27 protein-coding genes are annotated in these 26258 nt (G+C 55.0%); 1 reads left to right on the forward strand and 26 read right to left on the reverse strand.

What is annotated here, in order from left to right; genetic code table 11:
- The gene (gene aroQ, locus BQ9843_RS03565) at positions 1–435 is read left to right on the forward strand and encodes a type II 3-dehydroquinate dehydratase (protein ID WP_075843904.1); all 435 of its coding nucleotides are present in this window, start codon (positions 1–3) and stop codon (positions 433–435) included.
- Positions 436–457: 22 nt separating this feature from the next.
- On the opposite strand, the gene BQ9843_RS03570 is transcribed toward aroQ, so the two are convergent.
- The 26 genes from BQ9843_RS03570 to lspA form a co-directional block, all read right to left on the reverse strand.
- Positions 458–2095 carry a DNA repair protein RecN gene (locus BQ9843_RS03570; RefSeq protein ID WP_075843905.1) on the reverse strand — a complete coding sequence of 546 codons (1638 nt, stop codon included), beginning with the start codon at positions 2093–2095 and terminating at the stop codon, positions 458–460.
- The gene (locus BQ9843_RS03575; protein ID WP_022387467.1) at positions 2088–2945 is read right to left on the reverse strand and encodes an NAD(+)/NADH kinase; all 858 of its coding nucleotides are present in this window, start codon (positions 2943–2945) and stop codon (positions 2088–2090) included. The genes BQ9843_RS03570 and BQ9843_RS03575 overlap by 8 nt, the downstream gene beginning before the upstream one ends.
- Positions 2942–3745: a TlyA family RNA methyltransferase gene (locus tag BQ9843_RS03580; RefSeq protein WP_075843906.1), complete on the reverse strand. Its 804-nt coding sequence runs from the start codon at positions 3743–3745 to the stop codon at positions 2942–2944. The genes BQ9843_RS03575 and BQ9843_RS03580 overlap by 4 nt, the downstream gene beginning before the upstream one ends.
- 8 nt (positions 3746–3753) lie before the next feature.
- Complete coding sequence (locus tag BQ9843_RS03585; RefSeq protein ID WP_075843907.1) at positions 3754–3996, reverse strand: exodeoxyribonuclease VII; 243 nt, start codon at positions 3994–3996, stop codon at positions 3754–3756.
- Between the two features lie 2 nt (positions 3997–3998).
- Positions 3999–4532, reverse strand: coding sequence for a transcription antitermination factor NusB (gene nusB / locus BQ9843_RS03590; RefSeq protein ID WP_075843908.1), 534 nt, complete (start codon positions 4530–4532; stop codon positions 3999–4001).
- Between the two features lie 3 nt (positions 4533–4535).
- On the reverse strand, positions 4536–4898 hold the full coding sequence (locus tag BQ9843_RS03595; protein WP_022387471.1) for an Asp23/Gls24 family envelope stress response protein: 363 nt from the start codon (positions 4896–4898) through the stop codon (positions 4536–4538).
- 15 nt (positions 4899–4913) lie between these two features.
- Positions 4914–6269 (reverse strand): acetyl-CoA carboxylase biotin carboxylase subunit, encoded by a 1356-nt coding sequence (gene accC, locus BQ9843_RS03600; protein WP_075843909.1) that lies wholly within the window; start codon positions 6267–6269, stop codon positions 4914–4916.
- A 48-nt stretch (positions 6270–6317) separates the two neighbouring features.
- Positions 6318–8189: an acetyl-CoA carboxylase biotin carboxyl carrier protein gene (gene accB, locus BQ9843_RS03605; RefSeq protein ID WP_075843910.1), complete on the reverse strand. Its 1872-nt coding sequence runs from the start codon at positions 8187–8189 to the stop codon at positions 6318–6320.
- Between the two features lie 82 nt (positions 8190–8271).
- Positions 8272–8835, reverse strand: a complete 564-nt coding sequence (efp, locus tag BQ9843_RS03610; RefSeq protein ID WP_040220543.1) for an elongation factor P — start codon at positions 8833–8835, stop codon at positions 8272–8274.
- Between the two features lie 124 nt (positions 8836–8959).
- Entirely contained in the window at positions 8960–10090 is a 1131-nt protein-coding gene (locus tag BQ9843_RS03615) for a M24 family metallopeptidase (RefSeq protein WP_075843911.1), read from the reverse strand.
- A gap of 30 nt (positions 10091–10120) precedes the next feature.
- Positions 10121–11221 (reverse strand): hypothetical protein, encoded by a 1101-nt coding sequence (locus BQ9843_RS03620; protein ID WP_195906607.1) that lies wholly within the window; start codon positions 11219–11221, stop codon positions 10121–10123.
- Positions 11221–11754 carry a shikimate kinase gene (locus BQ9843_RS03625; RefSeq protein ID WP_040220548.1) on the reverse strand — a complete coding sequence of 178 codons (534 nt, stop codon included), beginning with the start codon at positions 11752–11754 and terminating at the stop codon, positions 11221–11223. The genes BQ9843_RS03620 and BQ9843_RS03625 overlap by 1 nt, the downstream gene beginning before the upstream one ends.
- 5 nt (positions 11755–11759) lie before the next feature.
- On the reverse strand, positions 11760–12257 hold the full coding sequence (locus tag BQ9843_RS03630; protein ID WP_040220549.1) for a YqeG family HAD IIIA-type phosphatase: 498 nt from the start codon (positions 12255–12257) through the stop codon (positions 11760–11762).
- A complete protein-coding gene (mltG, locus tag BQ9843_RS03635; RefSeq protein WP_230205571.1) occupies positions 12254–13255 on the reverse strand; it encodes an endolytic transglycosylase MltG in 1002 nt (333 codons plus the stop codon). The genes BQ9843_RS03630 and mltG overlap by 4 nt, the downstream gene beginning before the upstream one ends.
- A gap of 250 nt (positions 13256–13505) precedes the next feature.
- A complete protein-coding gene (gene ruvX / locus BQ9843_RS03640; RefSeq protein WP_075843914.1) occupies positions 13506–13934 on the reverse strand; it encodes a Holliday junction resolvase RuvX in 429 nt (142 codons plus the stop codon).
- 11 nt (positions 13935–13945) lie between these two features.
- A complete protein-coding gene (gene alaS, locus BQ9843_RS03645; protein ID WP_075843915.1) occupies positions 13946–16600 on the reverse strand; it encodes an alanine--tRNA ligase in 2655 nt (884 codons plus the stop codon).
- Between the two features lie 174 nt (positions 16601–16774).
- A complete protein-coding gene (locus BQ9843_RS03650; protein WP_075843916.1) occupies positions 16775–18214 on the reverse strand; it encodes an AI-2E family transporter in 1440 nt (479 codons plus the stop codon).
- Positions 18214–19005 (reverse strand): SigB/SigF/SigG family RNA polymerase sigma factor, encoded by a 792-nt coding sequence (locus BQ9843_RS03655; protein WP_022387484.1) that lies wholly within the window; start codon positions 19003–19005, stop codon positions 18214–18216. Before BQ9843_RS03655 ends, BQ9843_RS03650 begins: the two co-directional genes overlap by 1 nt.
- Complete coding sequence (locus tag BQ9843_RS03660) at positions 19005–19367, reverse strand: ATP-binding protein (RefSeq protein ID WP_171022737.1); 363 nt, start codon at positions 19365–19367, stop codon at positions 19005–19007. Before BQ9843_RS03660 ends, BQ9843_RS03655 begins: the two co-directional genes overlap by 1 nt.
- Positions 19360–19947 (reverse strand): hypothetical protein, encoded by a 588-nt coding sequence (locus BQ9843_RS03665; RefSeq protein WP_075843917.1) that lies wholly within the window; start codon positions 19945–19947, stop codon positions 19360–19362. Before BQ9843_RS03665 ends, BQ9843_RS03660 begins: the two co-directional genes overlap by 8 nt.
- 116 nt (positions 19948–20063) lie before the next feature.
- Entirely contained in the window at positions 20064–21428 is a 1365-nt protein-coding gene (locus BQ9843_RS03670; RefSeq protein ID WP_075843918.1) for a replication-associated recombination protein A, read from the reverse strand.
- Positions 21429–21430: 2 nt separating this feature from the next.
- Positions 21431–22672: a deoxyguanosinetriphosphate triphosphohydrolase family protein gene (locus BQ9843_RS03675; protein WP_075843919.1), complete on the reverse strand. Its 1242-nt coding sequence runs from the start codon at positions 22670–22672 to the stop codon at positions 21431–21433.
- A 33-nt stretch (positions 22673–22705) separates the two neighbouring features.
- The gene (locus BQ9843_RS03680) at positions 22706–23167 is read right to left on the reverse strand and encodes a prepilin peptidase (RefSeq protein ID WP_075843920.1); all 462 of its coding nucleotides are present in this window, start codon (positions 23165–23167) and stop codon (positions 22706–22708) included.
- Positions 23168–23253: 86 nt separating this feature from the next.
- Positions 23254–24528 carry a glycosyltransferase family 2 protein gene (locus tag BQ9843_RS03685; RefSeq protein ID WP_075844114.1) on the reverse strand — a complete coding sequence of 425 codons (1275 nt, stop codon included), beginning with the start codon at positions 24526–24528 and terminating at the stop codon, positions 23254–23256.
- A 108-nt stretch (positions 24529–24636) separates the two neighbouring features.
- Entirely contained in the window at positions 24637–25650 is a 1014-nt protein-coding gene (locus tag BQ9843_RS03690; RefSeq protein ID WP_075843921.1) for an RluA family pseudouridine synthase, read from the reverse strand.
- Positions 25650–26240 carry a signal peptidase II gene (lspA, locus tag BQ9843_RS03695; RefSeq protein ID WP_230205572.1) on the reverse strand — a complete coding sequence of 197 codons (591 nt, stop codon included), beginning with the start codon at positions 26238–26240 and terminating at the stop codon, positions 25650–25652. The genes BQ9843_RS03690 and lspA overlap by 1 nt, the downstream gene beginning before the upstream one ends.
- Positions 26241–26258: the final 18 nt, after the last annotated feature.

Consider the following 26258-nt stretch of genomic DNA (forward strand, 5'->3'; position numbering starts at 1 on the left):
ATGAACGCACTCGTTATCAACGGACCAAACCTCAATATGCTCGGCATCAGAGAACCCGATATCTACGGTCGTCAAACCTATGATGACCTTATCGAACTATGTCGAGCCGCAGGAGAAAAAGAGGGTTTTGATACCGTCGACGTCTACCAATCCAATCATGAGGGAGACCTGATCGACACCATCCAACAGGCCCTTGGAGTCTATGATGGCATCGTTATCAATCCAGCGGCCTATACGCATACAAGCGTCGGCATTCTCGATGCACTCAAGGCAGTTCAGATTCCCGCGGTTGAGGTACACATCTCGGCGGTCGACGAGCGCGAGGGTTTCCGACAAATTTCATACGCAGGCATGGCCTGCTTTGATCGCGTAGTTGGAGAGGGCCTTACGGGCTACGCACACGCGCTGCATATCCTCAAAGAGCATCTTTCATGATAAGCAACTAGCGGGCATCGGGTTAATCCAGGGTGCCCGCTTCTTCTAGAAGAGCTCGAGCATGATCGATTGACACTTGCTCGGTATCTCCCGAAAGCATACGCGCAATTTCCTCGATGCGGCCATCCCCAGTAATCGGCGCGATCGAGGTAACGGGAACCTCTGCGCCGCTATTCTTCGTGACCAGGTAATGCCGCGATGCCGCAACGGCAATCTGTGCGGTATGCGTAACCACAATAACCTGATGCGTGCGGGCAAGATCGGAAAGAACAGACGCAAGGGAACGAGCGGTTGCTCCGCCCACGCCAGCATCGATTTCATCAAAGACCATTGTCGAGACGCCATCGGCCTCTCCAAGAACAACGCTGCAGGCAAGCATGACTCGCGAAAGCTCACCGCCCGAAGCGACGCGGCGCAAAGGGCGCGGCGTTAAACCAGCACCGCTTCGATACAGCAGCTCATACGAACAGGAACCCGATTCGGTCCATGCCTTGCGATCGAGGTCGCGAACCTGCCAAACAAGCTCGGCACTTCCCATCTCAAGACGTGCAAGTTGCTTTCCCACCTCTCGACAGAATCGAGGGCCGGCCGCCGCGCGGCGGCGGGCAAGCTTTTTCGCCGCATCTTGAAGGGCGCGCTCAGAATCATCTACAAGACGCTTAGCCCGAGCAAGGCGCGCATCGGAATCGTTTACGAGACTCAATAGCTCGGAACTTTGACGATACCGCTCAAAGACGTCATCCATCGAAGGCCCAAATTGACGCTTCAAAGCGTTGAGCGCACCTAGACGCTCATGCTTCGAAGCAAGATCGGCAGGATCGAAATCAACGGAATCGCGATAGCGGCGGAGCTCAGCGGCAGCATCCTCCATGGTAATGGCAGCACCACTTAGCTCATCGGCAAATCCAGCAAGAGCCGCATCGACACTTCCCATACGTGAAAGCTCAGCAATAGCACTGTTGAGAGTATCGAGCGCTCCTCCTTCGCCCGACAGATATTCCTGGGCATCATTTGCAGAGGTAGCAAGCGCTTCTGCATGCTCAGCACGAGGAAGGATCTCTTCCAATTCCTCTAGCTCACCGGGCTTGGGATCGACTTCTTCGATTCTCTCAACACAAAAACGAGCTTCTTCAAGACGTGAGCCCTGAGTACGCGCGGCTCGCTCGAGCTCCTCATATTCCCTTAACTGACGCTTATGTTCACGAAAAGCAGCAATATAGGCAGCGTGTGCAGGAGCGATGGTGTCTCGCGACCAGGTATCGACCATGGTCAGGTGATATGCAGTGTCAAGCAGATGCTGATGTTCATGCTGACCGCATATATCGACGAGTGGACGCACCTGAGACGCAAGCTCCGAAACGCTTGCCAAGGAGCCGTCGATCTTAACACGGCTACGACCGTCGGCGGAAAGCCGCCGCTCAACAACAAAACCCTCGACATCAGCATCACTGCGATAGAGTCGACCTTGAACAAGGGCTCCCGCCTCGCCCTCTCGCACACAAGAGGAGTCTGCGCGCTCACCCATCAAGAGCTTTAAAGCCGAGAGAAGTGCCGTCTTGCCAGCACCCGTCTCACCGGTAAGAGCCGTCAGACCTGGAGCGAACGAAATCTGTGCATCGCTAATCAGCGCGATATTGCGGACAAGCAACTCATCAATCATGACGAACACCGTAAAAAACGCGAGAAACGGAATTATAGAAGCTTTCGGGTCCATAATCGAGCAGCAAAACATCGGCGTCGCCGCGTCTCACGGCAACATACTCCACGTCGCCCTCTGGATTCAAGAACTGGCCGTCCACCGCAATAGCGGGAACAGAAGGGCGGTCATGTGACATGGCAATTTCCACAACATCGGAAGGTGACGTGAGGAAGGCTCGGGCCTGGATGGTATGAGGCGCGATGGGAACACAGACCATACCCGAAAAATCGGGACTGACAATGGGTCCACCGGCCGAAAGCGCATAGCCCGTAGAGCCTGTCGCCGTAGATACGACAACGCCATCGCCACGAAGGCGATCGATATGATGGCCCGAAACGCAGATATCGAACTCGACCATGTCGGAAAGCGGTCCACGCGTGAGAGCCAGATCGTTAAGGGCCTGAGCGACGATAACGCGCTCCTCACCATTTGGCAGCACGCTGTGAACCTCGCAGCAAAGCGTAGCGCGACGGCTTACATGCATCTCATCTGCAAGCGCATCGGAAACAACGCGCAATATATCGCCTTCCTCGGGATTCGCCGCTGTGAGGAAGCCAACATGGCCATAGGAAAGGCCTAAGATAGGAATCTCGTTTGTGCCAACGAGATGGGCCGCTCGCAGCAACGTGCCATCGCCGCCAAGCGAGATAACAAGATCAAAATCGGAGATATCGGTTTCGTCTTTAATGCCAGATCGCTGATCGACCGCCCAAGCGACCTCGACACCTTGGCGAGTAAGCCAAAGCTCAAGGGTCAAGCCGCTTTGGATCGCCTCGTCCTTGTAATAATTGGGGACCAAAAAGACTTTCATAGCTCCTCAGTCTTCTCCTTGAGCCTCGAAACCTGTAACCTCACGTCATCAGACGAGCCGTCATTAAAGCGAACTCGATCACCGTAAATGAAAAACTCACGATTGCCCTTAGCCCCATGAATGGGCGAGGCACAGATATCGACCGGATACAAACCGTGAGCGGCAAATAAATCGATGGTCTGCGCAAGAACGCGTGCATGTACCTTCGGATCGCGAACGATACCGCCTTCCCCCACCTCATGGGTCTGTGCCTCAAACTGAGGTTTTACAAGGGAAACAAACGCACCATGCGGCGCGAGCAATTCAAGCGTTGCAGGAAGAATAGTCCGAATGCTCGTAAAGGATACGTCGCAGACAGCAAGATCGAAAGAGGAATTAAATCCTTGAGCGGGAAGGTCCACTATGTTGGTTCGCTCGTGCAGGTCAACGCGTTCATCGTTTCGAAGCGACCAGTCAAACTGGGCATGGCCGACATCGACCGAAACCACGCGACGAGCGCCGCGTTTAAGCAGGCAATCGGTAAAACCGCCGGAAGAACAACCGATATCAAGGCAATAGAGATCATGCACGTCAACACGAAAGGCATCTAAAGCCCCAGATAGCTTAAGACCGCCTCGACTTACATAGGGAATACGGCCCTTAACATGCAAGTCGCACCCAATCTCAACCCGTACCGCGGGGGAAGAAAAACGCTCCCCCGCACAGGACACAAGGCCCGCCATGCACATACGCAAGGCATCATCGCGCGTCTGGCAAATACCCTGCGCAATCATCTCATCATCTAAACGGCGCCGCTTCATGCGAGCAACTATTCTACGGCAGATTCGGAATGCGAATCGTCCTTCGCCGAAGTCTCTTCAAGTTGAGCGGCTTCGCGATCGGATAGCTCAAAGTTATCCACCATCTCGACTGCCTTAGAGCCCAAAGCGATAGCCTCGTCAAAAAGATCGAGGCTATGCTCAAGAGAAGCGTCTTTCGCGCGCACAGCAGCGACGATATCGTCCATGCGCGCCATAACGTCATCAAACGTATGGACTGTTGACTCAGACATGGTTAGTCGTCCATATCCGTCGTATCGAGGACAATGGAATCGTCGCTGTCAGTCTCATCGGCCGACTCATCCACACGAGGAGTGAGGGCCGCGTCAAAGGCGGCATCGGCTGGCAGCTGAGTTTGACGAGCGATACGACCGAGAACGCCGTTGACGAACTTCGCAGACTCATCGGTTCCGTATGCCTTGGCAATCTCCACCGCCTCATTGATCACGACAGCAGCATCCAGGCGATCGCTCGGATCGGCACAGCGAAGTTCAAAAACAGCGATGCGCAGCAAATTCCTGTCGGAAGCGGGCATGCGATTAAGATCCCAGTTCTTGGAGCACGCAACGAGAGCAGAATCGATCTCGTCGATATGCTCATATGCACCGCGAGCAAGCTCAACGGCATAATCGTCCAAGGGACCCTTGGACAGAAGATAGTCGCCAGCGAGAACAGCATCAACGGGCTTATCGAGAGCCTCGGCCTGGAACAGAATCTGAAGAGCCTGGCTACGCGCAAGCGTACGGCCGCGATTGACTTTAGAGCTCAAAAGCTACTCCTTGGGGAATACCAGGTTGTCGATGCAAACATCGACAGCACAAACAGCAACGCCTACCTGCGCATCAATCGCCTTGGAAACGGCGACGCGCACAGCCTCGGCAAGCTTTTTAAACGGATAGCCAAAAAATACGGTCAAGCGGACGACGATATGAAGAGCGTCGTCTTCGACCGTAGCTTCGACCGCAGGAAGAGACGGAGAAGAAGTCTTGGACGAGAACATCGAAACAAGGTTTGCAGCAAGGTCGTTATTACCGACCGAGGCAACACCCTCAATGTCAGCAAGGGAACGAACGACTATTGTGGTCAGAACGTCCGGTGCGATAGCGATGCCATCAATCTTGATCTCTTGACTCATATGACTCACCCATTTCTAGCAAAGATACTCGGGCATATGCTCAGGAATGAAATCAGTGTACACGATTCCAGACGCAAACTGAGCGTTTCGCACAACATCCCGATGGAATGGAAGCGTTGTGGCGATTCCCTCGATCTCGCACTCATCAAGAGCGCGGCGAGCACGGGCAAGAGCCTGTGCACGGTCGGCACCCCAAACGATGATCTTGGCTACAAGAGAATCATACGTAGGTGGAATCGTATAGCCCTCATATACATGCGTCTCCACGCGCACGCCGGGTCCACCAGGCAAACGAAGGTGCTTGATGGTACCAGGACAAGGCCTGAATCCATGTGCAGGATCCTCTGCATTAATACGGAACTCGAACGCGTGGCCGGAAGGCACCGTAATGCCCCCATCGGGAACCGTCATGGGCTCACCGGATGCGATACGCAGCTGCTCACACACAAGATCGGTACGCGTGATCTCCTCGGTCACCGGATGTTCCACTTGGATGCGGGTATTCATCTCCATAAAGTAGAAGCTGCCATCCTCATCGAGGAGAAACTCTATGGTACCGGCATTGACGTAGCCAACTTCACGGACAGCGGTAATGGCGACCTTGCACATCTGGGCGCGCTGCTCATCGGAAAGCGCCGGGCTCGGAGCCTCCTCAACAAGCTTTTGATGACGGCGCTGAACGGAGCAATCGCGCTCGCAAAGGGCAGCAGCATGACCAAAAGAATCGGCCAGAACCTGAATCTCAACGTGGCGAGGGCGCAAGATGAGCTTTTCGAGATACACCTCATCGTTGCCAAAGGCGACACGCGCTTCGGAACGGGCGGCGTCGAATTCCTTCTGAAGATCTGCCGGATCATGCACCTCGCGCATACCCTTGCCGCCGCCGCCAGCGGACGCCTTGATGAGAACGGGATACCCGACAGCCTCCGCAAAGGCGCGCGCTTGCTCGACGGACTCAACGGGGCCGTCGCTGCCAGGAACGGTAGGGACACCTGCAGCCTTCATGGTCTGCTTGGCATTGCTCTTCTCGCCCATCGCATCGATAACCTCGGGAGCGGGACCTATGAACACCAGATCGTTGTCGGCACAGGCGCGTGCAAATTCGGCGTTCTCGGACAAAAAGCCATAACCGGGATGAACCGCTTCGCATCCGCGCGAGACTGCAGCTCCGATGATGCGAGCATAGTCGAGATAGCTCTTGGCAGAAGGAGCCGGTCCAATGCAAACGCGCTCGTCAGCCTCAAGGACAGCTGTAGTATTCGTATCCGCCTCGGAATACGCAATGCAGCTTTTCACGCCTAGATCTTTGCAAGCACGAACGATACGCAACGCAATCTCGCCGCGGTTGGCGATCAAAATCTTCTTGAACATCCGGATATCGGCCTTTCATAATACGAACAGGACAGAGCGAACAAAATCCTATTTCGAAGTAATAGGCTCCAGATAGAACATCACCTGGCCGTACTCGACAGCATCGCCATTCTCGACGCACACCTCGCGAATCGTACCCATCTCGTCGGCAGCGATTTCGTTCATGAGCTTCATAGCTTCAACGATGCACAAGGTGGAGCCAGCCATGACCTCATCGCCCACGGCGACAAAGTCGGGATCGTCGGGGCTAGGCGCCGAATAGAACGTGCCGACCATGGGGCTCTTAACGGGCTTCCAACTCAAAGGACGCTTGGCGTCATCGGCCTCGGACTGCTCGGCGGGAGCAGCAGCCGCGGGAGGAGCGGCGGGAGCGGCCTGTGCGGCTGCGAGATTCGCCGCAAGGGCAACCTCAGGCTTACGAACGGTGATTTCGCTGCCGGCATCCTTGATGCTGATCTCGCCGATCTTGCTCTCCTCAACAGCGCGAATAAGCTCGCGAATCTGATTCATATCCACGTAATCATCCTCCTTGGTCTGACTTGCGTCCTCATCGTGCAAGAACTCAACCGATTCGTTCGAGGGATGCTTGGACAAAAAGGCCCTAGCCTCCACCGGGAACATTGCATACATCAAGACATCTTCATCGCTATGTGCTAGCTCGCCGATCTCCTCCGCACACTGAGCAAAGGTCGGCGGTTCGTCGAGTGCCAACTCATTTCCAATCGTGGCGAGGTCGACGTTTTCGCCAAAGACCTTATGCATAATCTCAGAGTTAAACGGCGCGGGAGCATGACCATACGCACCAAGCAGATAGTCGCGCATCTCTTTGGACACGATGCTCCAGCGCTTGCCAGTAAGCACGTTCATGACAGCCTGGGTACCGACGATTTGGCTCATAGGAGTAACGAGCGGCGGGAAACCGACCTCAGCGCGAACGCGCGGAATTTCAGCCACGACATCTTCCAGACGGTCAGTCGCATGCTGGACCTCAAGCTGGCTCATGAGGTTGCTCATCATGCCGCCGGGAATCTGATGCTTATAGACCTGCATGTGAATGAGCGAGGAGACGCCGCGCTTATAGTGGCCGCGACGGCGCACCTCCTCCCAGTAGTTCGCGATCTCAAAGAGAAGGTTAAGATCGAATCCGGTATCGAAAGCAGATTCCTTGAAGGAAGCCGCGACCATCTCAACTGCAGGATGGGAATTGCCCGAAGCAAGCGGAGCAGAAGCCGTATCGACAATCGAGGCGCCTGCTTCGGCGCCCTTGATAAAGCACGAAGGGGCCATGCCGCCAACATAGTGACTATGCAGATGGATCGGCACGTCAACAGCAGCACGCAAAGCATTCACAAGCTTCTCGGTGCGATACGGCGTGAGCAGGCCGGCCATATCCTTGATGCAGATGGTGTCTGCACCGAGCTCGGCAAGCTTACAGGCATAGTCGACATAGGAATCAAGGGTATGGACCGGGCTGGTCGTGTAAGAAATGGCAGGCTCAAAATGCGCACCGCAGGCTTTTACGGCACGGGCGCAATCGCGCATGTTATCGATATCGTTCAAAGCGTCGAAGACACGGAAGACATCGATGCCGTTCTTGTGCGCACAGGCAATGAAGCGGTCGACAACATCGGAGGAATAATGGCGATAGCCAACGAGGTTCTGACCGCGCACGAGCATCGCGAGCGGAGTCTTGGGCGTAGCGGCTTTTATCTGACGAAGACGGTCCCAAGGGTTCTCATCTAGAAACCTCAGGCACGAATCGAACGTGGCACCGCCCCACGCCTCGATGGCCCAATATCCAACTTCGTCCATCTTGGGCAAGATGGGAAGGATATCGCCGATAGTCATGCGCGTCGCCCAGAGCGACTGCTGTCCGTCACGGATGGTCGTGTCCATCACGCGGAGGCGTTTATCAGCCATGTGAACCCCAATCTACGTGCTCTCGGTATAAAAAGGGCGGGGTAAATTCCCCCGCCCGATGCGGAATCGATGTACGCCGAAATTAAACGCGGGAAACGAACTTGCCGTCGCGCGTATCGACCTTGATCCTCTCGCCCACGTTGAGATACATGGGAACCTGCACGATAGCACCGGTGTCGATGGTCGCGGGCTTGGAACCACCCTGAACGGTATCGCCCTTGAAGCCAGGGTCGGTCTCGGTGATCTCGGCCTCGATGAACATGGGCGGATTAACACCCATGAGGTCCTCATCTGCATACAGAAGCTGGCAAACGTCATTCTCGCGCAGCCACTTCGCGTTATCGCCGATGAAATCGGACGAGACGGGGATCTGATCGTAGGTCTCCATATTCATGAAGTAGTAGTTATCGCCATCGTTGTAGAGATACTGCATCTCGGTAGTGGTGAGGGTAACGCTCTCGAACTTAGAGCCAGCGTTGCAGGTCTGCTCGACAACACGACCAGTCCTGAGGTCCTTGGTCTTATAGCGAACGAACGCACCGCCCTTGCCCGGCTTGACATGCTGGAACTCGACGATAGTGCAGATCTTGTCCTTAATCTTAAGACCGAGGCCGTTCTTAAAATCGGCAGTGGTGATGCTAGCCATGATTACCTTTCTAACACTGAGCGGCAAAACGCTCCATACAGACAGTTTAAAAGTATACACGTTTCTTGGTTTCCCACGGTAAAGTACGCAAGGAAACACGACGTGTTGCAGGCTTGTTTCGACGTTAGCAGTCGATAACCTGAAGCTCGTGCGAGGACTTGGTGAACGGCTCGTACCCGTCCTCGGTCACCACACCGTAATCCTCAAGACGCACGCCACCGATGCCGGGTAGATAGACACCAGGCTCGATGGTGATGACGGAGCCGGCCTCGATGATATTCATCGAACGATTGAAGTTCGGCATCTCGTGGATGTCGATACCCACACCGTGGCCAAGGCCGTGGTTGTAGTAGTCGCCATAGCCGGCATCGCCGATGATCTTGCGCGAGAGTTTGAAGATGTCGTTGCCCTCGACGCCGGCATGAACGGCTGCGGCACACTCCTCATGCGTACGGCGCACAAGCGCATACAGATCAAGCTGCTCGGGCGTGGGCTCACCTACTACCACGGTACGGGTCATATCGCTGCGATAATCGCAATAACCCGCACCGTAATCCATCAGCACGAAGTCGCCGCGCTGAACAACGCGATCGGAAGGCACGGCGTGCGGATTGGCCGTATTGGGACCAGAAGCCACGATAGAACCAAATGCAAGGGAATCGGCGCCGTTGCTGAACATAAAGTTCTCGAGCTCGGTACGAATCTCCTTCTCGGTCAAGCCAGGCTTGATGAAGGTGAGCATGTGCTGGAAGGCGGCATCGGTGATCGACTGCGCTTGGCGCATGAGAGCGATCTCCTCATCGTCCTTCACAGCGCGCATGCGCTGAAGGTCATGATGAAGCTGCGGCAGACTCGCCGTGATGGAGAGGTCCTCAAGGGCGCGCATGATTCCAAAATAGAAGGAAATCTGCATGTCATCCTCCACGGCAATCACACGAGAGCGCGTATCGCGGGCGCGTTCGGCGACCCAACGGGGCATAGTGCCCTCATTCATGTCGAGCTTCCAGGGGGAATCGGCCGGGAGATTCTCCTGGAAGGTATTGAAGTAGCGCGAATCGGTATGGAAATAGCACTCGTCTGCCGTGATAAAGGTGACGTGCGGGAACTCAAAGGTATAGTCGAACGTACCCTTTGCGCCCGTGAGCCAACGAAGGTTAGCTTCGTCGCGAATGACCACGGCGTCGTAGCCGCGCTCCTCCATCATCTTGCGCACGCGCGCGATACGACCAAGAGGCCCGTTAAGCTTAGTATCCATCAACAATCACCTTTCCAAAACGAGGTTGAATTACCCATTGATCAAATCGGCACGCGAGGAAAGATACGCCTTCGCGTGGCGCTCGAGCACATCATCGTCAACAGTTGCGAGGCGAATGGTGCCGGAAGCCTTGGGGATAGAGAGCATGAAACGGTTGGCGAGTCGATACGCTTCGCGTTTTAGCGCGGCGATAAAGACATCGACATCCAAATCGAAAGCGATTTCCTCAATTCCCAAGTCATCCAAACGATCATCCTGATCAAAAACCGTGTCCAAATCAAGACCAAAGACCTCATGAGCAAGACGCGCCTCGAAGCGCAAGCCTTCAGCAAGATACTGAGCGGGGGCAAACGAATCCCCAAGGCACGACGCAAGCGCACGAGCCGTGGGCTGGCCGTAATTGAAAGCCTTGCGCGCAGAAGGATTAGATGCCTTGAGAACACCGCTCCAAGCGGTTTGAGCCATGCCGAGCATATCGATATAGGCAACCTCTTCGCCCGCAAGATAACCGGGGATCTTCTTGGCGAAGTTCTCCCAAGAACGAGTGGATTCGGTCATTGCGGCTGCAACGAGGTAAACCAAGCCGAGCATTTTATCGTCAGCGCTCTGCCCCATCACCAGATCAAGGTCGCAAACTACAAGTGAAACATGAGGATGGAAAGAGACAAGCTCATGAGCCGAAGAAAGGCCGAGGGGACGCATGCGCGTAGCGGCAAGGCACATGGCATCAAACGTCGTGGGCACATGGGCGCAGGCGCAACCGCCGCACCAGCTCATGGCAACATAATCGACGACCGATGCTACATCCATGCCTCCAACCGAAACGATAACGTCATCGCAGGTGAGCTGGGACTCGGCACAGAATTCCTGAATCCTCAGGGCGCAATCAACCGTACAAACCGAATCATCGGGCGCAAATTGCATTGTGTAGACTCGAAAGCCAGCATCGATCAGGCCGCGGTTAACAAGTGTAAGAGTCGAATCAACAGCTCCAGCTTCGATGACGAGAACTGCGCGCTTAGGGGTGGCCACGACATTGGAGGCGAAACGCGAAAAATCACCAAGAGCACCGCATCCGATTCGATAATCGCAACCAAAGCCGCCAAGGTTCACAAGCTGACGACGAATCATTACAACAACCCACTTTCTAGCAAGAGTTCGGCACATTCAAAGCCGACTTCCGAAAAGCTCTTTCCACGGATATCGAGCGTCAGATCGGCCGCCTGCTGATAGAGCGGTCTGCGATGTCGCAAAAGATCGGCGGCATGGGATTCTGAGCGAAAATCGGGACGCGTATCGCTTCTGCGTATCTGCCTCAACGAGTCGTCGATGTCACCGTCAAGGTATACGCAATAGCCAAGCTCATGGATGAGTTCGATATTGCGCGGCGTCTCCACAATGCCGCCCCCGCAGGAAACAAGCAAGCTACGGCCCGTAGAAAGCGACTTCAAAACCTTGGTCTCGAGAATGCGAAACGCCGCTTCCCCATCGGACTCGAAAATCTGCGTAACGGTTTTACCTGCCCGACGTTCCACCAAACGATCGGTGTCGACATAGCGCCGATTAAACATGTGCCCGAGGTTTCGAGCCAAGGTAGATTTTCCCGCGCCGAGGAACCCAACGAAGAAAATATGGTCGCAGCCTCGTTTTTCAAGCGATGGCATGCCAGCTACTCCTCGCAGGGAACATGCGCAAGGGCACGGCGCTCGAAGATACGAAAGATTTGCGTGTACCAAAGGTCAACATGAGTCTGCGGCTTCACGAGAATGCTATCGACCCCGGCAAAATTACCGGCCCAGACATCCGTATAGAGCTGGTCACCAATCATAACCGCCTGCTCATTCGGCACCCCCATGCGATCGAGAGCACGGTGAATAGCGAAAGGAAGCGGTTTGCAGGCAAAACAGATTGCCGTCATGCCCAACTCACGACTGGAACGAGCGACTTGGTTTTTATGCCAATTATTAGAGACCATATAAAGGGAGAACCCAAGTTCCCGCGCATGGTCAAGCCAGGCAGCAACCGATTCGGGAGCGCTTTTCATGTCGCGCGGCACCAGCGTGTTATCGCGATCGAGCATAATTGCGCGCTTCCCTTGAGCCCAAAGCTCATCGAGGTCGATGCGCTCGACGCGGGAAACGTAGCGGGTGGGAGAAAACCAACTCATGATGATAGGGACTCCGAGTACTCTTGACTGTCTTTTTCAAACTGTTCGTAATCAGAAGAGAATTTATGGGTGCCATCGCCTGTCGCCGAGGCAACATAATACAGATAGTCGGTTTTATCGGGATTAAGCGCAGCCTTGATCGAAGAGATACTCGGGCTGCAGATGGGTCCCGGAGTAAGACCGTAGTTCTTGTACACGTTGTAGGGCGAATCAATCTCAAGGTCGCTATAGGTCACGGCCTGGTTCCCACCGCCGCGCGCATAGACGATAGCAGCGTCGATCTGAAGCGGCATGTCGGCGTCAAGACGATTGTAGATAACGCTCGCAATGGTCGGGCGTTCAGAATCGACAGCGGTCTCTCGCTCGATAAGAGATGCCATGGTCACGATCTGCTGAGCAGAAAGACCGTTTGCCCCCTTATCCAAGTTGAGAGATGCGGTCTCGGACACAAATTGGTCGAGAAGTTTGCGAATGATGTCGTCTGCCGAAGGAGCACCCGTAAACGTATAGGTTTTCGGGTAGAGATAACCCTCGAGAGAATCGTTATATGCGCCCTCTAAGAACGGATAGTCATCGGCATACTTCGATGCCTTAGCTTGAGCGAGGAACTCATCTTTCGAAATCCCATAGGCCGCTTCGACGCGTTCGGCGGTCTGCTCCAGCGTGAGCCCCTCCTGAATCGTGAGGACCGCACCGGAATTGGGACCCGCAACGAGCTGCCTTACGACATCGACAGCATCCATACCGGTCTTAAGCGCATAATCGCCTGGTTTGAGGGACATCTCGGCGCCCTCTTTGGCGACGGCAGCATAATAGTCCTTCGGATTCTCGATAACGTGATTCTTCGAAAGGATCGAGGCGATGTCATCGCCCGAAGCGCCCTCGGGAATCGTGATGCTCACATCTTGGCCAGCCGCAACCGTCTGCCCCTGCTGAGGCGCAAACATCGATTTGACAGCTGGAACCACAAAGAAGTATGCGATGACAGCGATAGCCAAGAGAGAGACAATCGCCGCGATCAACGGAGTTTTCGAGCGACGTTGCTGCTGAGGACGACGACGTGCTGCGCTTCGAGAATGCGTAGCGCTCGAATAGGGCGAAGGCGCATAAGGACGCGGCGAATGAACCCCACGGGATGCATGCGAAGCGCATCGCGCCTGAGGCACCTGCCGATGCGCGGACGCCTCAGCACGACGAGTGGGCGTTGCCCTACGATGTCCATCGCGAGGAGAAGGTCCTTTAGGGGTGTTAGCCACGTTCATCCCTTTCCTGTCGAGAGTCGAGCCATGATTGCAAAAAGAGCGATGCGGCTATCATATCCACCTTGCCGCGCATCTGCTTTTCAGAAAGCCCCTGCTCTCGCAAGATGCGTTTCGCTTCAGCCGAACTCAAGCGCTCGTCTTCAAAATATAAGGGGAGATCGAGGGCATCGGCGATTTTTTGAGCCTGCACCTCGACGCGCTCGGCCTGCGGCCCGCGTTCCCCCGCCATAGTCATGGGACGTCCGGACACCAAGACATCGGGCTCATAGTCCTCCACGATATAGAGAAAGGACTTCGCAAGCCCGATGACCTCGGCAGCAGGAAGCACCTTGACCGGCGAGGCAACGCGGCCGCTACGGTCCGACACCGCAATGCCGATTCGTGTCTCGCCGATATCAAGAGCCAGTGCAACCACGTTGATGCCTCTTAGGCGCCAAGCTCGGTACGGGCAAGATCGAGGGCAGCAGAGAGGCCCTTTGCGTTTTTGCCACCAGCCTGAGCCATATTGGGTCGACCGCCGCCACGGCCATCAACAGCAGGGGCAATCGTCTTGATCAAATTACCCGCATGGAAACCCGCGGCAACGGCATCTTCGGCAGCAGCAGCAAGCAGAGCAGGCGTGCCCTTCTCGGTAACCGTGGCGATAACGCAAGCGGCCTGGGAGCCGAACTTAGTATGAATGGTGTCCCAAACGTTACGAAGGTCTGCAGCCTCAAGACCAGGAACCTCGGCGACAACGAGCTTATAGGCACCCATATCGGTAGCAGCCTCGATAGCAGAACCAATCGCATCGGAGGAACCGCCGGTCAAAGCCTTCTTGAGCTTGGAGTTTGCCTCGCGAAGCTCCTGGCTCAGCATCTCAACGCGGGCAGGGACCTCCTCGGCACGGCACTTGAGCGTTGCGGCAGCAGAATCGACAAGAGCTGCACGATCGGAGAGGTATGCGACGGCGCCCTCGGAGGTTACAGCCTCGATACGGCGCACGTTCGAGCCAGTAGAGGACTCGTTGACAATCTTAAAGAAACCAAGCTCGGCAGTATTGCGAGCATGTGTACCGCCGCAAAGCTCACGCGAGAACGGCTTATCTTCGGCACCGACGGAAACAACGCGCACGACGTCACCGTACTTCTCACCAAACAGGGCGACAGCACCAGAAGCCTTCGCATCCTCGATATTCATCTCGACAGTGACGACCGGCTTGGCGGCAAAAATCTGCTCGTTAACAAGATCCTCGACGCGCTTAAGCTGCTCGTCGCTGAGCGCCTCAAAGTGAGTGAAGTCGAAACGCAGGTGCTCGGGCGCAACAAGCGATCCGGCCTGGGAAACGTGATCGCCTAAAACCGCCTTAAGAGCAGCGTCAAGCAAGTGGGTTGCAGTGTGGTTGCGGCGAAGCAGCTCTCGACGATGAGCGCATACGGCAGCGCAAACGGTATCGCCCACATGAATCTCGCCCGACACGACATGGGAAACGTGCGCATACAGACCGTTATGATTCTTAGTATCGGAAACTTCAAGATTGGCGGAGCCCGTCAACGAGCCCGCATCGCCCATCTGGCCGCCCATCTCGGCATAAAACGGCGTGCGGTCGAGAACGACCTCAACATCCTGGCCAGCAGCAGCCGAGTCAACCGAAGCGCCGTCGGCTACAAGAGCGACAACGTGAGCGTCATCGAGGGTGCAGTCATCATAGCCGCAAAACTCAGTGACGGCACAGGTGTCGGAAAGCTCGACCCAGACATCGTTGAACGATCCCCAAGCGTCGCCCTTGACGGCTGCGCGAGCTCGGTCCTTCTGGGCAGCCATAGCGGCATCAAAGCCGTCCATGTCAACCTCATGGCCGGCAGAACGAGAAATCTCAACCGTCAGGTCAATGGGGAAACCAAAGGTATCGTGCAGCTTAAAAGCGGTCTCACCGCCAAGAACGGCACCGTCCTCAAGCTGAGAGAGAGCCTCGTCCAGATAAACGCGACCGTTATCAAGCGTAGTGGAGAAACGCTCTTCCTCGGCAGCAACGATACCGCGCACAAGCGTGACGTTCTTCAAAAGCTCGGGATAGGCCTCGCCCATCAGCTCGTTCACGGCGTCGATGAACTTGTTGAGGAAAGCCCCCTCGATACCAAGCAGACGACCATGGAAAACAGCGCGACGCAAAAGGCGACGAAGGACATACTCCCTACCCTCGTTGCCGGGAAGAACGCCGTCGGAAATCATGAAATCAACCGCGCGAGCATGATCGGCGATGATGCGCAGCGAGCGCGATGCGCCTTCATAGCTCTCAGGATCATACGCCTTACCCGAGATTTTCTCGCCCAGTGCAATAAGGCCCTGCATAAGGTCGCCATCATAGTTGGCGCTCTTGTGCTGCATGATCGCGGCCATGCGCTCAAGACCCATACCGGTATCAAGGTTGCGATGCGGAAGCTCGGGCATAGAGCCGTCTTCCTGGCGATCAAACTGCGTAAACACAAGATTCCAGAACTCAAGGAAGCGATCGCAGTCGCAGCCAGGGGCGCAATCGGGCTCGCCGCACCCTACTTCCTCGCCCTGATCAAAATAGATCTCGGAGCACGGGCCGCACGGACCGGTGGGGCCTGCCGCCCAGAAGTTATCGTCCTCGCCCAGACGGGAAATATGATCCTCGGGAACACCAAGCGAGCGCCAAATGTCATGGGTCTCGTCGTCATCGGTAAAGACAGTGAAATACAAGCGATCGAGCGGAAGCTTGAAGACATCAGTGATGAGCTCGAAGGCCCAAGCGCATGCCTGCTCCTTGGAAACGCCGCCAAAAGAAAAATCGCCAAGCATCTCGAAGAAGGAGAGGTGGCGGCCATCCTCGCCGATGACATCGATATCATTGGTGCGCACGCATTTCTGACAAGAGCAAGCACCGATCTCCTTCATGGTCTTCTTGCCCTGGTAATACTCCTTGAACTGGTTCATACCCGCATTGGCAAGCAGCAAAGAGGGATCATCAGGCACCAAGCTCGAAGAAGGATAGAGCTTAAGCCCGCGCTCCTCAAAGAACTTGAGGAAAGCTGAGCGAATCTCAGCGGTGGTCATCTTAGGGAAGTCTACAGCCATGGTAAGAAAACTCCTCGATCAGTATAGGGCGCCGTCATCGGGCGCCTCTGTTCAAACAGAGTGATTGTAGCAGCTAACATGCAGTGTGTATGCCGTCGAAAAGCGACGGCGCGCAGCAAGGGTTAAATCGACACAGAGAACCGGAAAAGAGCGGGCAAAGACGGGGAAGCCGCTCTACTCGTCAGCATCGTCATTCTCAGGCGGCTCCATAGTGTCCCGCTCGTCCGCGCTGCCCTCAGCATGGTTTTCATCCACGCGAGGCATGCGGAAGATACCGGTTTGCGAAGGCAGTGCGCCTGTTTGCAATATAGACAGCGCCGACCAGGGATTATCCAAGTCGGGGCGCGGCTTTGCCTGCGCGTCGGGCATGTGATCTTCCTTGATAATCTCGGAATCCGAAGCGAATTTATCGTCGCCCAGCGCATCGAACGCGGCGACCGGCATGCCCTCCTTATCAACAAAAGGCGTACCTTTGAAAAGGGCTCCATCGTAGGAGACGATCTGGCGATTCGTATCGTTCTCGAAATAAAAGATGAACAGTCCCTTCAGCGCTGCGCACAGGGGAATAGCAATCACCATGCCAAGCGGTCCCATAAGGGCGCTGCCCACGACAAGTGCCGCAAGGCTCATAGCGGGATGGACCTGCACGGCAGATTGCATCACCTTTGGCGAAACAACGTTATCGGTGATATTTTGCGCAACGACTGTCACTAGCAAGGTCCAAAGAGCCAAGAAGGGGTTGATAAAAAATGCCAAAATCGTCGCTGCGGCAGCAGAAACCCAGGGACCGACAACGGGGACGAGATGCATGATGCCCGTCAGAACTCCCATGAGCGAGGCGTAAGGATGGCCAATAAGCAAAAAGCCCATGAAGGCAAGGAAGCCGCCAACGATCGACGTGATAACCATGCCGCGCATATAACCGCCAATAGAGCGAGAGAAGATGGCAACCATAAAACGGTAGCTCGTCTCCTTCTCCTCGCCCACGATGGTGCTGATCTCGCGATGGATGCGCGGATAGTCGCAAGCAAGCCAATAAGCGAGCACCAAGCCCAAAAAGACGACGAAAAACTGCGATGCGATAGCGGTAATGAAAGGGAGCATCCCTTTGCCAAGGTCACCGGCGATCTGCTTGCCGTACACCTGAACGATGTTTGCGAGCGAAGCGAAAACGGAATCGATATCAAGCGCCCAAGACCCTTGTGAGAAGGAGCGGAAGCGCTGCAGGGCAGAAGTGATAAGGGTACCGAGCTCGCGTAGCTGTGCAGGCAAGTTGGACAAAATCTCCAGGCACTGCTCAAAGAACATGGGAACGACAACCATGACAACGCAGGCAATAATAGCGATGACTACGATTAAGCCGATAAGAGCACCCAAGCCGCGTGGAACGCCGCGATGTTCCAAGCCGTTGACGATAGGCGACTCGACAAAGGCGATAAGCGAGCCGACGGCCAAAAACTCGATAACGGGAGAAAGGACGCCCAAGACATTGAGAACCGTTGCGGCGATAACGATCGCACCCACAACGGACCAAATGCGGATGAGCGTCAGGCGGGCGGTGGGAAGCCGGAGTTCGGCGGCCTCACGACGACGCGCAGAGGTATCCCGTGCCATTACTTCCCCATCACTCCTTCGGGATCGATCTTATCCTGAACCTTCTTAAGGGTACGGCGTAGCAGACGAGACACCTGTACTTGAGAAATCCCCAGCTCCTTGGCAATCTCGATCTGCGTCATCCCCTTGAGGAAACGCATCTCGATGATCTCTTTCTCACGGGGAGTAAAGTCACGCAGAGCCTCTTCTAGAATCAAGCGGTCGTCAGTGAAATCAAGCTCAGAATCTTCGGTGGCGTAGCGATCAAGAACGGAAGGCGCATCCTCGGAATCGGCTCCGCCGGCGGGGGCCTCAAGCGGAACGGAGCTGTAGGCGCTAGAAGACTCCATGGCCTCGAGGACCTCGTCTACCGTGGCGCCAAGATATTCGGCAATCTCTTCGACCTTCGGAGAACGCTGAAGCTGTATGGTCAACGCATCGGTTGCCTGGTTCACCTTGGCAGAAAGCTCCTGAAGACGACGTGGGACGCGCACGCTCCAGCCCTTATCCCTAAAGTGACGCTTGATTTCGCCCAAAATGGTAGGGGTCGCATACGTTGTAAACTCAAGACCGCGATCGGGATCGAATCGATCGATAGCCTTGAGCAAACCCAAATAGCCAACCTGAATCAGATCGTCGAGGGGCTCACCGCGATTCTTGAATTTATTTGCAAGGAAGCGGACGAGATTCATATGGGACATGACAAGCTTCTCGCGAGCATCCGTGTCACCATCTTCCTTAAGACGGCGAAAGAGCTCACGGGTGCGCTCCTTATCCCATGCGACCTTGCCCGTAGAGGACTTTTCGGCCATTAAACATCCGCCTTCATATCGAGCACGAGACGAGTGGGATTGCTGAGCTTTTCATACGAATCGCAAACAGAGGTCAGGATAAGGTCAGCATACGTGGATGCAGAGTCATCGCCCTCAACAATCGGTGCATCGCCCATATCGAAGGTCATGCCCACATGCTGATCATCGGCATCAAAATCAACCGTTACCATTTGTCCCGGGATGCAAGAGCACGCAAGAACGAATGCCTCCTCTGCCGCCATGCGAAGGTCCTCGACACGGTCTACCGACATGGAGGACAGGACAGCGATATTTGCGGCAGTCATGCGCACAAGACGCGCGAGGGCGGGTGTCGCCTCAAGACGAAGGCTCACGCTATTCATGGTCATCCTCCGAACCAGCCGCTGCACCATCGGCACCATAGGTGTAATAGGACTTGCAAGACGCCGCGGCATCGGGCATCTCATCTTGATGCTCATCCGTGTTCTCCACGGAGTTATCAGCATGCGAGCCGTCGACCCCGGCAGACTCGGTCAGGGTGCGATCGTGCGAAACAGCCTCGCCGTGATGCTTCTTATTAAACAGTTTTTGCACCTTCTCGCTCGCGGCACCAGCGATGTTGGACATAGCGCCAGAGGCAGTCGAAACGCCGCCGGTAATTTGCGAGACATCGCGCAAGACGCCATTTACCTCGATCAGATCGGCAGAAAGGGCCTCGACCGCAATCGTCGAACGCTGGAGTAACGGCTCAATCTGCTGAATAGCGGGTTGGAGGTTCTCGACGGTCTCATCGAGCTTATTGATAACGGGACGCACATCATCGATCGTATCGTTAAGCTTTCCCACCGTCTTGTCGAGTGTGTCAACCGTTCCGCGCGTACGGCGTAAAACGAGGGCAAGCTCAACCACAGCCCACACGCCGGCCACAATCAAAACGATAAGAGCGATCTGCATGGGATCCATCAATGCCTCCTGCAACAAACGGTCGTCAAAAAAGATATACCGATAGACAAGGATACCCCCGATGCGGGGACGCTAGACAAATGAGCATGGATATACCCGAAGCGAAAAGAAACCTTCTACTCCGCCGAATCCGAAACATCGGGCGCCAGACCAGTACGATCTCGCTCGCTCTGCTCAAAACGCCATTGCTCCCATCCCCTGCCGTCGGGTTTCCAAAACGCCCCTCGATCAAGTCCCTCGGGAAGATAGCGCTGATCGACCCAGCCCTCTGGGAAGTCATGAGGATACAGGTAAGGCCCGTAGGAATCGGAACCGGGACGATGGCGATCACGCAAATGAGAGGGCACCTCGCGAAGACCGCTCGAATGAACATCGGCCAAGGCAGCATCTATCGCCGCCTCGCAAGCATTCGACTTGGGCGCAAGCGCCACATAGAGCGCAGCCTGTGCAAGGTTGATACGACACTCTGGATACCCAATGACCTCGGCAGACTTAAAAGCTGCCTCGGCAATCAAAAATGCTTGGGGGTCGGCGTTGCCCACGTCCTCGGATGCCTGGATCATAATGCGTCGTGCGATAAACTTGGGGTCCTCCCCCGCATCGATCATTCGCGCCAGCCAGTAGACCGTCGCGTCAGGATCGCTTCCGCGCATAGACTTAATGAAGGCCGAGATGATGTCATAGTGCATATCGCCGTCTTTATCGTAGGTAAAACCCCGACGCGGATTCGCGATTTTCACATCATCAACGGTAATGGGAATGGGGTTCGAAGAGCCCTCCGCGCTGTCTTGTCCATGGTCGGACGTAAGCGAAACCTCGCTTGCAAGCTCAAGCGTCGTGAGCGCCGAGCGCGCATCGCCCGCAGCAAGCATGCAGATGGCCTCGATAGCGTCGTCCGAAACGGCGAACGCGCCATCAAGGCCCTTAGGCGAGACGATGGCGTGACGAACAATGCGAGCGATGTCCTCATTGGTGAGGTGTTCAAGCTCCACGACACGCCCGCGCGAAAGAAGTGCAGAATTGACCTCAAAGTAGGGATTTTCCGTCGTGGCACCGATCATGACCACGGTACGGTCCTCAACTGCATGGAGCAAGGCGTCTTGCTGTGAGCGAGAAAAGCGATGGATTTCATCGATAAACAAGATGGTGCGCCGGTCATAGGTGAGCAAGCGGTGCTTAGCTTCCTCTATTTCGCGGCGTAGATCCTTGACCGAACCGGTGACGGCAGAGACCTCTACAAACTCGCTCCTCGTGTGTTTGGCGATAATATGCGCAAGTGTTGTCTTGCCTGTACCGGCCGGACCATACAAAATCACACTGGACAAAACATCGTGCTCAATGGCGCGACGCAACCAGGAACCGGGGCCGACTGCCTTATCCTGACCGACATACTCGTCCAGCGATTCCGGGCGCATCCGAACGGCGAGAGGCGCATGCTTAAGCGAGCGCTCCCGCTGGGCAGAAGAAAACAAAGTGTCCATAATCATTGCTCGTTAATATAGGTTCGACCAGGTAATTCAAGTTCGGGGAAGAGCTTGCAAGCAAGCTCAGTGAAGTAGCCATCCGTCATGCTCGCAATATAGTCCACAACCGTCTGGTTAAGGTCACTTTGCCAATCGTAAGAGCGACCGTAATGAGACAAGGCGCGGTCGATGCGGGCGATATGGTGACGATATATAAAGCTCGACTCGTCTCGGTGCAAAAGATCGGCAAGGAAATGCTCATACATGAGCTCAAATGCGCGCGTAAGCATCTCGGAACGTTCTTCCTCGACTCCCGCCGAAAGATAAATCTTGCTATAGTTCTCGGCTTTTGCGCGCGAAAGCTCACGGAAGAGCCCCTCGCTCATCTCGATATGATCCTTGCCATAGCTGTTTTCGATAATATCGACCGAAGCGTGCGACAAAATCCAAGAATTATATAGGCTCCCAAGCCCATCATCGAAAGCGTCTTCGTCTAACAGACCAGCCTCGATGGCATCTTGCCGGTCGCGTCCAACGTAGGCGATAATATCGGAAATGCGCACAACGCAGCCCTCGAGAGTCGCCGGACAAAGCGTCTTGATATAGCCGAAATCCTCGGTATAGCACGACTCCATGACGGAATCGAAGGCATCGAAAGAAGAAAGTCCCGACAAGCGAAACGCGCGCTGTTCGTACTCACCGTTATGCGTAAGGACGCCATCAAGCGTTTGGAGCGACACGTTACGGCCAAAGAGCGTATCGAGAACACGAACCGAATGAACATTATGGTAAAACGACCGCCCCGTATGGGTTTGCAGCAGCTCGTGCAAACGGCGCTCCCCCGCATGGCCAAATGGCGTATGGCCAAGGTCATGTCCAAGCGCTATTGCTTCGATAAGATCGCAGTTAAGGCCCAAAGCGGCGCCGATATCACGGGCAATGCGCGAAACGAGCTGTACATGTAGGCCACGGCGAGACAGATCATCGTTGCTACGAAGGCTAAAGACCTGGGTTTTGCCGTTTAGGCGATTATAGGCAGGAAGATGGATGATCTTCTCGATATCACGTACGAACGGCGGACGAAAGATGGTGGAAGCATCCTGAGAACGAGGGAAACGACGAATGACATCGCCATCATCGCAGCGGTACGGATTGACCCAACCGCTAGCACGGTTCTCCTCCATTTGCTCAAGCAGATCGTCGCTGAGCGTCTCGGACATGTCTAGAAGACGGGCATGCAAGCCCTGTGCAGAATCACCCATGAACCATCCCTTCGTTTGAACCATCATCGCATATCAAAGAATCAATGCACAGGATTCAAACAATATGAGGACCAAGACGAAAGACGGTACGAGAAACGGAAGGAAGGGAGCGTGCGTGCGCGAACGAACCAAACAGAACAAGCAGAGAAATACGCATGCGATGCCGAGCGCTGTAAATGCACACAGTGGGTGAATCAACAGCATGGAAAAGAATACCTTGATGTCCCCCATGCCAAAGCCAGCGTTGCCCCTTACACGACGCCACAGAAGTTCGAAGATCACTAGCAGCAACAGGGGCACCGCGGCAAAAATGAGGCGATGAACGAATGCGCGTTCAGAAATCGAAAAGCCCACGAGCACCGACGACGATAGAGCCAAAGCGAAGGCGAGAGCGTTAGGACAACGGTTCGTCCTGGCGTCACAGACAGCCGCCGCAGTTGCTAGGCACAAATAGATGAAGAAAAAGATCAGTCGCAATGCCCCGACGGTCATCATGCCTGCTTGCTCCTCCCGACATACTCACAAAACTGCACGGTATGTACCCCGAAGACGCAGACAGAGACAGACGGACCTTCAAAATACTACTGAGCGCCTTCCATAACTTCGTCCAGCGTAACAGCAACCTCATGAGGCGTGGGGACCCAGTCAACCTTAAGGAACAAGGCAGCGACCGTAAGGGGAATGTAGGAAAACATGAACAGTGGGAACGTGAAGAGATTCGTGATGATGCGCCACTTCTGTTTGCAATGAATATGACGGTACTCAACGACCGTCGTGAGCAGGCCCATTACAAAAAACGTTCCATACATGTAGAGAAGCGTCATGAGAATCGAACCGAAGCACATACCGAGTTCGCGATCGGTAGCCAAAAAGCCATGTGAAAGCGAGCCTACAAGCATAAACGTACCATTGGCGAGAATCGAGATGAGCGTCAGCAGCATGCCTGGAGCGATCGTCATCATGAGGTCGTAGGCAGCAAAACGCCTAAAGTGGACAATTGATTTGAGCAAATGTCCTCCATAGGTGAAAAAGACCTGATAAAAGCCCTTAGTCCAACGCATACGCTGCTTCCAGGACGCCGAAAACGTCACCGGCTGCTCATCGTAGAACTCTGCGGGCGCATACCCGATGCGAACACCGTGAACGGCGCAGAACGTGGAGAATTGAATATCCTCGGTCAGGGTGTGGAAATCCCAACCATGCATGCCCTCGACGATCTTGGAAGAAACCAGGTAGCCCGAGCCAGAAACGGCGCACGATGTCTTGCAGATCATGCGCGCGTTGTTAAGGAAGCGCGCCTCGCGCAAAAACCATGTTGCATAAGCAGCGGAAATCCAAGAGCTTCCAAAATTCTTGGAGTTGCGGTAGCTCGTAAGCGCAAGATATCCCTGATCAAAGGCATCGTTCATGATGCTCACGTAATTGGGCGAAAGAAGGTTGTCGGCATCAAAGATAAAAAATGCCTCATACGTATCGGGATACTCGCTGAGGATGCGGTCGAAACCATAGTCCATAACCCAGCTTTTACCCTTGCGCGCAAGGTCGTTTCGCTCGTAGACGATGGCGCCCGCGTCGCGTGCAGCCTGAGCGGTATTGTCGGTGCACGCATCCGCTACAACAAAAATATCGATGAGCTCGGAAGGGTAATCCTGCTGCTTGATAGACTTCACCAGGTTGGCGATAACGGGCTCCTCGTTGTGAGCCGCGATAAAGAACGCATAGCGGTGCTGCTTGCGGGCGGGAGGAAGCTTGACCTCGCCATGAAAAAGGCCGATAAGAAAGAAAACGACCTGGTAGAGGAAGCACAATCCAAATAGAGTGCCAACGATGAAATTGAACGCGACAATGGGGGTCATACCAGAAAAATCAAAAGCCATCGAGAACCTCGAGATCATTCAAATAAAGACAAACAGCAAAGAGTCTAACGCAGGGCTCAGTGCAGATGGTGAAGCTTATGTGCTCACTTAAACATACATGTTGAGCTGCGGAATGATACGCTCCCCCGCCTCCGTGCGGCCCATTGAGCGATCTTCGAGCTCATCGAGGGCGGCAGCAAGGTCCCAGGGCAGCCCATCGGTACAGGCGATATTCTCCCCCGTCACCGGATGCGTAAAGCGAACGCTCCAGGAATGAAGGAACTGGCGATCGAGCCCTAGGTCAGCGTGACCCGCATTGCGCTTGCCGTAAAGCGGGTCGCCCACAAGCGGATGATTGATATGACGCATGTGCACGCGAATCTGATGCGTGCGCCCGGTATACAGATGGCATTCAACAAGCGTGTAGCCATCGTCTCCGCGCTGCGCCTCAAAGCGTTCGAGCACCTGAAACGTGGTAATGGCCTGGCGTGCAAACGGGTCATCGGATACGGCCATCTTCACGCGGTCGCGCGTGGAGCGAGCGATACCGGTGTTGATGGTTCCAGAATCAAGCGAAATGTATCCGTGGCACAAGGCGATATAGCGACGGTCAAGCGTGCGCGTGCGAATAAGATTTTGCAATTCGCGTTGAGTGTCATCGTCCTTAGCGGCAAGCATGAGACCCGAAGTATCGCGGTCCAAGCGGTGCACAATGCCAGGACGGTCCTCTCCCTGAACGGTACCCAAATGATCGATTCCGCAATGATATACAAGCGCATTGGCAAGCGTACCCGAATCATGTCCATGAGCTGGATGGCATACGAGACCACGCTGCTTGGACAAAACAATCAGGTAATCATCCTCATAGCGAATATCCAGAGGAATCGCCTGAGGCACAATCTCGGTAGATTCGTCAACTTCGGGCAGCTCAACAGAAATTCGGTCGCCAGCAGAAACAGCGTATTTCTTAGAAGCGCAGGTCTCACCGTTCACATCGACGGAGCCTGCCTCGAGCAAACGCGCGCAAGCAGAACGCGAGGGCATGCCTGACTGAGCGCCAAGATAGGCATCGATACGCGAGCCGGCATCGGATATATCGACCAAATAATGCATGTCGGCCATCAAGAGTCACCCTTCTTACGAGCTGCACGCTTTGCTTCGCGCTTGGCGCGCGCCTGGGCATCGCGACGGTTGAGTTCCTCTGTCGCATCGATCTTATTGGCGGGAGAAAAGAACGTGAACCCGATGAATGCCAAAACAACTCCAACGGTGATGCCGATATCGGCAACATTGAAGACAGGGAAATCGATGAACTCCGTGGCAAAAAAATCAACAACATAGCCGCACGTCAAGCGATCGATTGCATTGCCCACAGCGCCGCCTACAACCATGGCGAGACCAACAACTTCAAGATGCGAAAGCAACGGGGTCTTCCATAGGTACCATACCGTAGCAGCGATTACCGCCAAGGCGAGCAGAACAAAAGCTCCGCCCAGGCCCTCACCAAGAGAAAACGCTGCACCCACGTTTTGCACATAGAACAGACGAATCACACCTGGTATGAGCTCGGGGCCGGGCACGCCCAAGGCAAGAGCGTTACGCACGACCGCCTTGGTGATCTGGTCGAGCACCAAAAAGAGAGCGGAAATGCCGGCGGCAGCGGCAAAGCGCCACACACGACTAGGACTCATCTCGGGCTGTTGCTGTTTCATTCGTACTCCTTGCCAGCA

Source organism: Collinsella bouchesdurhonensis, from assembly GCF_900155365.1.
In the GTDB taxonomy this organism is placed as follows: Bacteria; Actinomycetota; Coriobacteriia; order Coriobacteriales; family Coriobacteriaceae; genus Collinsella; species Collinsella bouchesdurhonensis.